Source organism: Methanooceanicella nereidis, assembly GCF_021023085.1.
Taxonomy (GTDB): domain Archaea; phylum Halobacteriota; class Methanocellia; order Methanocellales; family Methanocellaceae; genus Methanooceanicella; species Methanooceanicella nereidis.
In genome coordinates this window covers 164,120-171,736 of sequence record NZ_PGCK01000008.1, presented here as the reverse complement: position 1 = coordinate 171,736, position 7,617 = coordinate 164,120, and the positions used below count along the sequence as shown (strand labels likewise).

6 protein-coding genes are annotated in these 7,617 nt (G+C 48.6%); 3 read left to right on the top strand and 3 right to left on the bottom strand.

Annotated elements, in window-relative coordinates:
- Positions 1-442: 442 nt before the first annotated feature.
- The 3 genes from CUJ83_RS10770 to rnhB are packed head-to-tail and all read left to right on the top strand — an operon-like array spanning position 443 to position 3,062.
- Positions 443-1,303 (top strand): endonuclease III domain-containing protein, encoded by an 861-nt coding sequence (locus CUJ83_RS10770; RefSeq protein WP_230742315.1) that lies wholly within the window; start codon positions 443-445, stop codon positions 1,301-1,303.
- Positions 1,278-2,387, top strand: coding sequence for a DUF2117 domain-containing protein (locus CUJ83_RS10765; RefSeq protein WP_255668511.1), 1,110 nt, complete (start codon positions 1,278-1,280; stop codon positions 2,385-2,387). The genes CUJ83_RS10770 and CUJ83_RS10765 overlap by 26 nt, the downstream gene beginning before the upstream one ends.
- 15 nt (positions 2,388-2,402) lie before the next feature.
- Positions 2,403-3,062: a ribonuclease HII gene (gene rnhB / locus CUJ83_RS10760; protein WP_230742314.1), complete on the top strand. Its 660-nt coding sequence runs from the start codon at positions 2,403-2,405 to the stop codon at positions 3,060-3,062.
- 1,115 nt (positions 3,063-4,177) lie between these two features.
- Here rnhB and CUJ83_RS10755 read toward each other — a convergent pair.
- From CUJ83_RS10755 to CUJ83_RS10745, 3 genes are all read right to left on the bottom strand, one after another.
- Complete coding sequence (locus CUJ83_RS10755) at positions 4,178-5,221, bottom strand: EF-Tu/IF-2/RF-3 family GTPase (protein WP_230742313.1); 1,044 nt, start codon at positions 5,219-5,221, stop codon at positions 4,178-4,180.
- A 132-nt stretch (positions 5,222-5,353) separates the two neighbouring features.
- Positions 5,354-7,141: a phospholipase C/P1 nuclease family protein gene (locus tag CUJ83_RS10750; protein WP_230742312.1), complete on the bottom strand. Its 1,788-nt coding sequence runs from the start codon at positions 7,139-7,141 to the stop codon at positions 5,354-5,356.
- Positions 7,120-7,554 (bottom strand): nuclear transport factor 2 family protein, encoded by a 435-nt coding sequence (locus tag CUJ83_RS10745; RefSeq protein ID WP_230742311.1) that lies wholly within the window; start codon positions 7,552-7,554, stop codon positions 7,120-7,122. Before CUJ83_RS10745 ends, CUJ83_RS10750 begins: the two co-directional genes overlap by 22 nt.
- Between the last annotated feature and the right edge of the window lie 63 nt (positions 7,555-7,617).

The following is a 7,617-nucleotide window of genomic DNA, read 5'->3' as shown; positions in this document are numbered from 1 at the left end:
AAAAAGACCGTTTTCAGACAAAAAATCACAAAAAAACCAACAAACCCCACAACCATCCGCATACCAACCACCAAAAAACACGACCACTACCAACCAAACCCAAAAAACACAAGCACGGGAACACTGGTTTCCGTGTTTCTGTGAGGTTATGTGTCTACCTGCCATCCGACAGGAACAACCATAAAAAACTTCATCTCAAAGACCGGGTAAGTACGACACGTTCTTTCATTCTTAAAACCTGAGCAAGACCCCGCTCATCAAAGATTTCGTGGTGAAAGCCGGTGCCCTTTGTTGCCTTTGTACATAGGACTATTGATGGAGCATTCAATAACGAAAATAGCTTTTATGTTAGCTACGAAGAATCGGTCCGGAGAAAGTAAATAAATGCAAAGATCGTAACTCAAAATGACGTTTTATGATGGATATTGATCTGCGGTCCACGATGGACATTCAAATCACGGCTCTCGAATGGATGTTGAAGGACGATAAATATTATAAGTATTATCCGGATGCCGATGAGGATGCCTGCCTGGAACAATTGCCTGACGGCACGTTGAAAGTCACGCCGGAAAAATATTATGGCAGGGTAATGGATGAGTTTGACTATTCTCTTGACAGGGTTTACAGCGGAAAGAGCCCCATTTTATTGAGACTGCAGGAGTTTTATAAAAGATGCTGGGTGCTTAAGCTTCAGGACCCGTATATTTCGCTTATCGTTACCATACTCACCCAGAATAAGACGGCGGATAGTGCCAGAAAGACTTTCCACCGCCTGCAGCACCACTATAAAGGCATCGACGTGTACAAGATGGCAGGCGCGGATAAGGGAGAGCTGGAGAGGCTGATCAAGACATCGGGCCCTTATAAGGCAGATTATATCATCAGGTCGTCGAAGGAGATTATCGAACGATATAAAGGCAGCCTGGAATGGATGAGGGATGTGCCTACAAGGGAGGCGCGTGAGGCGCTGTTATCGCTGACCGGCGTCGGGCCTAAGACAGCGGATTGTGTGCTTTTATTTTCACTGGGACATGATGTGGTCCCTGTCGATACACATATATGCAGAGTGACACAGCGGCTCGGCCTTAGCTGCGCGTCGGGTGACTCCGAGGCAGCCAAGAGGCGGGTTAAGGAGGATCTTGAGCGTAAGGAAATGATCCCCGGGATGGCGCACCTGCTCATAATCAACCTCGGGAGGGATTATTGTAAGGCTGTGATACCTCTCCATCATATTTGCCCCGTAGAGGACATCTGTCCAAAGAGGGGGGTGGAGAGAGCTGAAAAGCCTCTCGAGACCTCTTGAGATCGGGATCGTAGTCCATGGTCCTGCACCCGTATACTCAAAAGAAGCGAAAAATATCATCGACCTTCTTAGCTCTATCGGGAACGTCAGTGCCGTCGCCGGCGGCACTATGTGCAGGACAGCCATAATAGACGAGGGGCTTCGGGACGTCATTGACATATCCAGTTGTGATCCCCCGAGCATCGCCCTTTTATCTTTCAGGGACGCTGACGCTCTTGTGGTCATTAACCATGGCAAGACACTTGAGTCCGGCATCAATTTCGGAGAGATAGTTGCCGGCAGGGTGAATAATGTAAAGAGCATTATCCACGCAGAGCGAATTTTTGAAGCGGATGGCACTGTCATAATATGGGGAAATGATGAAGACGACCGTATCGCATCGGAAGTAGCTTCGGTTATCGCAGGGCATTTCAAATCACGGATCAGGCAGATAAAACCAAAATATGTTCCTGCAGTGGAAATAGAGGGGTTTAACTATAGAAAAATATCAGGCGTCCTTCCCGGAGAGCCTCTTTTTGTTGGCGGGACCTTTGTAGGGACCGTCGTCGGGCGGGAAGTGCGTATCAAGGCAAAACGTGGTTTGATATGCGGTATTGAAGGGGTGAAAATTAAAGACTCGGGGCTCGCAAAGATCGGCCCTGTCGATCTGGATAATGTTATGATCAAGTCGGGCTGGCTGAGAGACGATATTACCTTCCCCAGGATCATGACCGTTAAAGAAGGCCCCGGAAAGGCAGTCATGATAGACCACACTGCTTTCCTGTCGATGGATACGGTGAAACCGGATACGGTATGCGCAATCACTGTCGGGGACGATACTACGGAAGTGGCATGCGATATCCTTGCAAGGCTGGGTATCAGGGCTATAGGGATAACTGACGGTGATAAAGACTCCATACTAAAGGATACGGTAGTTCCAAAAGGCTCGGTGATAATCAGGGTCTCCGGCATCACCGACGATGAGGCAGGCGTCGACGCATACTCATGCGTTGCCGGTAATAACGACACGTTCGAGGGGTTCTCCCAAAAGGTCATATCATTTCTGGAGGGGCGCAAAATATCATATACGATTACAAGGTATTAAGGAAGGGTTGTTCTTTTGGTCTTGATAATGGGAGTGGACGAAGCAGGAAGGGGCCCGGTGATAGGCCCGATGGTGGTCTGCGGCGCGGCTATCAGCGAAGATGATCTGCATGAGATAGAGTCGATGGGTCTGAAGGACTCTAAAAAACTTACACCGAAAAAACGTGAAGAGTTTTCCATAAGATTGAAGGACGTCTGCAAGTTTGAGTTACTGGTGGTCGAGCCTTCGCAGATAGACCTGAGGATACCGAACGAAGAGAGCCTGAACATGCTCGAAGTGGAGTGCTTCTCAAAAGTGATCCTCAAGTCCAGGCCCGACATTGTCTACATAGATTCCTGTGACGTGAACCCCGGAAGGTTTGGCCTTAACGTTAAAAAGCTGCTTGATTTTGAGGCGGAGATCATATCGGCCCACCAGGCCGACTCGAAATATCCCATAGTTTCGGCGGCGTCGATAATCGCCAAAGTTCACAGGGATTCCCTGGTGCGAAAGATATCCGAGTCCATAGGCGAGGACGTGGGCAGCGGTTACCCCGGCGACGAGGTCACTATCGAATTCCTGAAAAGATATTACATGAAAAATAAGAAGATGCCGGAGTTCGTAAGAAAGTCCTGGAAGACAACGGCCAACATCATAAATGAGTTATCGCAGGCAAGGCTCACGGAATATTTTTAGGCCGTGAGATATGCATGAAAGTTTTGATCCTTTTTATGTCACTGTGAAATTTTTGATAGAGTCTAACACAAAGGCAACTAAAGAACACTATTTTTCACCACGAAATCTTTGATGAGCGGGTTCTTGCTCAGGTTTTAAAAATGAAAAAAACATATAATCACTTCCTGGTTTCCAGGATATGGTTTTTATGGTTGTGCCTGTTGGATGGCAGGTAGACACGTAACCTCACAGAAACACAGAAACACAAATTTTTTTTAGAATTTAAGGTCACGAAATCTCAAAGATTTACTCACCAAACCACAAAGGGCCCTAGTATCACCGTCAACGCACCAACAGCCCAAACGCTCGGCTCAACGCACCAACCTGCCCTAATTCACCAACGCTAAAACAAGACCCGAACATTCTCCAAACCACAAAAGTTCAATATCCCGGTTTGTGTTCCCCTTGACCTATAGCAGGGATATTAGTCGTGTAAGCGTCAACCGTGCAGTTAAAATTTAGTGTTTTTGGAGAATGTTCGGGGTCTTGTTTTAGCGTTAGTGAATTAGAGCGCTTCGAGCATTAAGCCGTGCATTTGAGACTTTAGCGCGTTGACGGTGATACTGGAGCATTTGTGGTTTGGTGAGTGAACCTTTGGGTTTTCGTGACCTTAAAAAATCATATAAAAAAATTTGTGTTTCTGTGTTTCTGTGAGGTTACGTGCCTGCCTGCCATCCGACAGGCACAACGGCAGAACATCGATCCCATAATGAATGTTACATGCAGGTCTTTACAGAGACCATCAAAAAGTTTTTCATAGGAGCGCACAACGGGCTCAAGGGACCACTAGTTTCCACCACAAAGCGCACAACGGGCACAAGGGCACACCAGTTTCCACCACAAAGGGCGCTAAGGGCGCAAGGGTTCACAAAGGACTTTTTTAGAAGATAATTAGTATCTTAAAAAAATTTGTGTTCCTTACTCGCCTTTGCGCGCTCCGTGGTGAAAGCCAGTGCCCTTAGTTGCCTTTGTGTTAGACTCAATCAAAGAAGAATTAAAAATGCATAAAAAATTCTAAGAATAGAGCACTTAACGGTTAACTTGCTAATATTGGTTTGCTATCATGTATAAAAAAATTAGATAGTTCCTGTCGCCAGGAACCTCTGTTTTGGATCGTCGAGCTTGGAAAGGATGAACCGGTCTCCCGGTGAGTAAGCCACTTCCTTATCGGTCTTCAAGACGACCTCGTATGCGGATGAGGATTTTGTTTCCTCGACCTCGTTTCCGTTAGCAATGATCTTTACGATGTTGCCCGGTGTCGACTGAAGCCCCGTATAGACATGTACCTTGTCGCCTTTCTTAAACTCTCCCTTGAACTTGGCAGTGACGCATTTTAAGCTGAAATCTTCTGCGACGTTCTCTGAAGCGGATATTATGTGGCCCCTGTCAAGGTCTTTGCTCTGTATGCCCTTAATTGCCAGTCCGACGCGGGCGCCGGCAGGTGCCTGCTTCACGTCAACGTCGTGCATCTGGATGGAGCGTATCTCGACCTCATGCTTAATCGGGAACACGGTAAGCTTTTCCTTGGCATTTACAACTCCCTGGTCCACGTATCCCAGTATGACGCAGCCTATGCCGGTAACGTTGAAGTGGTGGTCGATAGGAATACGCACTGGCTTATCGAGTAAGGTCTTGTGCTCCTCCTTGAGCTTGTTATCATATTCAAATAGCACGTCCTTTAGTTTGTCAATGCCTTCCATAGCTTTGACGTTCGTGGATGTTGGTATTACCTCCCAGTTCTCCACCACAGTGCCCTTTGCGATCATCTTTATCTTATTCTTTAGTTCCTCCACGGCGTACGGGTTCGATGTATCGGTCTTTGTGATAGTGATGATGCCGTGTTTTGGCTTAACGAGGTCCATCAGTATGATACACTCGCCAGCCCTGGCGTCGAGCCCGGCCGCGTCCACGCAGAAGACCACTACGTCAGCCATGTTGACCGCGTTCACGAGAGGTTTCGGCGACTTCGGGTATCCGATCGGGTCCACGATCGAGATTATGTTATCTCCCTTGACAAAGTCATACAGGACTATGTCGGATTCGGTGCCTTTCTTTCCCAGCTTCGAGGCCAGTGTCGTCTTTCCGGACTTTTCGCCGCCCACTAATGCTACTTTTACCATTATGATCGCCTGATGAGTTTTTGTGTTATATGATAGATGGTATATGAATACAAAAAGAGGCTTAAATAAATTACTCTATTCTAGTAACAAAAAATGAGAAGGAGGGGGTTGGACCCCTCCGGTAGCGAAAGCCTACTTAAGCCATGACGGCAGGTTCTTAGGCATCTCGTCGGACCCCAGCCTTAATATGACCGAGTTATCGTCGGGGTTAAATCTAGGCTTCGGGTTATTTTCAATGCGGTACGGGTAGATGTTAGACGCGCCCTCCCATTCCAGTATCTTTTCCGTGCCCTGGATAAGGGTGCCGTGATCCCATTCCTTCTTCGCCTGCGTGGCCAGTTCATCATAGTACCACATATACATCGCTTCAAGCCCGTGCTTGACGAACAAACCATCCTCGTACAGGTAGGTCTCTTCACTGAATATCTTGCCTTCGCTGTCATATACCCTGACATGGACTATCCTTGATCCGGTGTCCGGTTCCTCTGTAGGGACGGGCGTAGGCGTCACTGACGGAACGGGCAGCCTGTAGGGATTAGAGTATACGACATATCCGCCAAGATCATACAAGAGCTGTATGCTGTCACCGGGATACGCCTCCACTGTCATCTCTATGTTATTAAGGGCCTGTCCGCCCTTGCTGACTATCGGGACGGTCGAGGATTTTCCGGTGGTCTTGTTGGTAACGGTAAGATAAGCCCCGTTCCTGATGACGAGCTCATCCTGTTTTGGCCATACGCTGGTGGGGATGAGCTTTATGCTTCCTTCTACCTTACGCATGTTCGCCTTTTCAGGCTCGGGGGTCACCTCATCGATCTTGACCTCGAACCGGGGCAGGAAAGCGTCCAGGACCGCGGCCGAAGACTTGATCGCCACAGGTATCAATATCTCACGCTGAGCGTCGCATATGGTCTGGTCTACCGTGACCGCGGGTGTCTTCCATATCCAGCCTTTTAACGACTGCCTTGCCATCGGCACTGTCTTACCGTCCACTGTCCCGTTATAGTAGCCTGTGAAAGTCGGGCTTATCGTCAATTTCGGGGACGGATATGCGGGCTCGTCGTTGGCAGTGATGGTTTTTCCATAAAGGGGAATAGTGTCCCGGGAGAAGAAATTCGTGTTAGTCCAGTAAGCTACGTCATGCATCAGCGACTGAATGTCGCCCTGTCCCGGATATGTTCGCTTGTATGGCCCGACGGAGCTGGAAGCTACGCTGCTGCGGTATTTATCGATATGGGACACCGTCGTGAAATATTCGTAAGGGTCGACATAATCTCTAAAAGGCACATGGCCGTCATTCCTTACATGTGCTGGCACGGTCATATCTGACATGAGGTGCATCGTCTCACCGACAGCCCTCCAGGCGTTGCCGTAGTTTATATTATCGGGGTCCGTGCTGGACAGCGCGTCCCTGTAGTATTTTCTCGCCATCAGGAAATTATACTTGTATGGCGAGTTACCGAAAGCCCATTCATATGCGCTTATCTGCGGGTTGACATATTTTCCGCCAGGGATGTCGTTAAGCTGATCTGTGAGATAATGCGGCGACCTCACCGGGTCGTAGAAATGTACCATCGCCATATCTGCTTCGGGTTCATCCGCCGAGAATCCTCCGTCGATCACCCACTGCTCCATGCTTTTACTCCGCTTCACGGAGATTATGCCATTACCGACCTTGTCTGTCCAGGTCGTCCCGTCCGACGGGTCCCATGCTTCCCCGTAAACGCTGCGGCCGTCCAGCGATGCCTGTTTCAGGTACTGGTCGTTTTTCATCCAGGTGCTCTCGAACTGGTCAAAGGCATACTCATTAATCCGCGGATGAACGCCCACGTTATTATATGCCAGCGCGTTGGCCGGGATCAGCAGCACGAATATCAATACCAGTGCGGCCATGACCTTTATAGCCCGGTTATTTTCCATTTGCCGTCCTCCTTTACGGTGCTAAAAGAATATGTGACGCCGTCTATGGTCATCTCATAGTCCATCATGTAAGACCCTGTCCGGACAAGTTTCGCGTTCCTGAATCCCTCTGCGATCTTTGCAGCCTCAGGTGTCGAAAGGTCCGGCTCGCCGCTGACGCTGCCAAGAACATCCGCGGACATAAGGCTCAGGAACGCCTGTTTATCTTGAGCATCAATAGCCCCGGCGGCATCTGTCACCGACTTGTTGCTCGCGTCCATTTCTGCCTTGCTGACCTGTTCATATGATATTTTAACATCCTCTCCGCCGTTATCATCCACTGGTACATAGATAGGTATATCCGTTAAGCAGCAGCAGCCGCTTATTGCCAGGAACGACGATAACAGTAATACAGATACGAACAGTTTTTTCATATACCCACACTACCCTACACCCGTCGGCAAAATAAGCCCCTGTGTAAACATCGATTTATCTTT

Excerpts from the sequence above, each read along its gene's own strand:
- CUJ83_RS10770 (WP_230742315.1), top strand. The coding sequence starts at position 443 with ATGGACATTCAAATCACGGCTCTCGAATGGATGTTGAAGGACGATAAA.
- CUJ83_RS10755 (WP_230742313.1), bottom strand. The coding sequence starts at position 5,221 with ATGGTAAAAGTAGCATTAGTGGGCGGCGAAAAGTCCGGAAAGACGACA.
- CUJ83_RS10750 (WP_230742312.1), bottom strand. The coding sequence starts at position 7,141 with ATGGAAAATAACCGGGCTATAAAGGTCATGGCCGCACTGGTATTGATA.
- CUJ83_RS10745 (WP_230742311.1), bottom strand. The coding sequence starts at position 7,554 with ATGAAAAAACTGTTCGTATCTGTATTACTGTTATCGTCGTTCCTGGCA.